The 1,680-nt window shown below is 71.1% G+C and carries 2 protein-coding genes; one reads left to right on the top strand and one right to left on the bottom strand.

All coding sequences use genetic code 11. The features are described 5' to 3' along the window. Positions 1-113: 113 nt before the first annotated feature. A complete protein-coding gene (locus C1I97_RS36765; protein WP_111007221.1) occupies positions 114-665 on the top strand; it encodes a hypothetical protein in 552 nt (183 codons plus the stop codon). On the opposite strand, the gene C1I97_RS36760 is transcribed toward C1I97_RS36765, so the two are convergent. Next, complete coding sequence (locus C1I97_RS36760; protein WP_181447089.1) at positions 622-1,413, bottom strand: IS5 family transposase; 792 nt, start codon at positions 1,411-1,413, stop codon at positions 622-624. The genes C1I97_RS36765 and C1I97_RS36760 overlap by 44 nt on opposite strands. Positions 1,414-1,680: the final 267 nt, after the last annotated feature.

Here is a 1,680-nt window from a genome sequence, read left to right as displayed (position 1 = left end):
AGAAGCTGTTGTCTTTCCGGACGTGAGGACTGCGTTTTCGCTGGTGGGGCATAGGGGCGGCGATCTGGTGGGAGTGACGAACTGTCATGTCGTCGCTGCTGTGGGGGTCGTGGATGCCGTCGGTGGTCGGACTGCTGGAACAGCGCGAGCTGGGTGCTCGCCGCCGGGTGGACGAACTGCGAGAGGAGGCCGACCGTATTCAGGCCGAGCTGGCCGTGGCCGAGCGGGAATGGAAGGAGTGGGCCATCGCCCGCTCGAAGGTCGGCGAGGTGCTGGCCCCGGCGGACGAGACCGGGCAGGACCCCGCGGCGGCCGACCGGACCGCGCCGGCCGCCGAGGAGCAGACCGGAAGGACGCCGCAGGTGCCGCAGGCGGCGAGGCCGAAGTCGCAGGTGCCGGTGTGGCGCCAGGGGCTTGCCTGGTCGGCGCTGCCGGTGGACTACCAGCGCATCCTGCAGGTGGCAGCGGACCGGGCCCGGCTCGGGCAGGGGCCGGTGACCTGTCAGGAGCTGGCGGCCGAGTTCGGCATGGACGTGGTGCCGGCGCGGGTGGAGGCGCTGCGGTCGAAGGCCAAGCGCCTGGTGGCCCGCGGCTGGGCGGTGGAGCCGGCGCCGGGCCGGTTCACGCCTGCCCGCGGGGTGGCCGGGCCAGGCGACGGGTCATGATCATGGCCATCGACCAGTAGACCATCGCCTCGGCGCTGCTGGTGCGGCGCTCGACGTCGCGGACCAGGCGGCGGCTGCGCATCAGGTGGGCGAAACACCGCTCGACGATCCACCGTTTGGGCAGCACCACGAAGCCGCGCATGTCGTCGCTGCGTTTGACGATCGCCAGCACCAGGGCGAACGTGGCCAGGCAGTGCTCGACGAGGCTGCCGGTGTAACCGCTGTCGGCCCACACCAGCTCCAGCCGGTGGTGCGCGGCGGCCACCCGCGCCAGCAGGACCTGGGCGGCGGCGCGGTCGCCGACATCCGCGGCGGTGACCATCACGCCCAGCAGCAGGCCGAGGGTGTCGACCACGACGTGCCGCTTGCGCCCGTTGACCAGCTTGCCGCCGTCGAAGCCACGGCTGTCCGCGCCGACCACGGCGTCCGCCTTGACGGACTGCGAATCGATCACCCCGGCCGTCGGCTCCGCATCCCGGCCCAGCTTCTCGCGGACCTGCGCGCGCAGCCGGTCGTGGAACTCCTGGACCAGGGCGTTCTCGCGCCAGCGGCGGAAGAACGCATACACCCGGTCCCACGGCGGGAAGTCGGCCGGCATCGCCCGCCACTTGATTCCGTTGTCGACCAGGTAGCGGATCGCGTCCAGTATCTGCCGGTGGCAGTACGCCTCCGGTTGTCCGCCACGGCCGCGCAGCCAGCCCGGCACCGGCAGCAGCGGGCGGACGACGGCCCATTCCTCGTCCGTCATATCGGTCGGGTACCGGCGCTCACGCATCGGATGGTCGGCGGCGTTCCCGAACTGGTGAGCCAGACAGTCACACTCCCGGGTGGCCGGGTTGGACTGCCCGGGCATCGGCACGGAAGACTGCGGCACCGGGGCCTCCTGCTGCTCGGTGATTAGACACCAACGAGCTGTTCAGGAGGCCCTGCTCGTATGCGCCGAGCACCCCGCGACCACCCAATCGAGACTCCCGTTCGATCGACAAACCCCAAGATCGGTACAACAACAGCCACT

Origin of the sequence: Streptomyces sp. NTH33 (assembly GCF_003236365.1) — a bacterium.
Lineage (GTDB): Bacteria > Actinomycetota > Actinomycetes > Streptomycetales > Streptomycetaceae > Streptomyces.
This window is presented reverse-complemented; position numbering and strand designations above follow the sequence as displayed.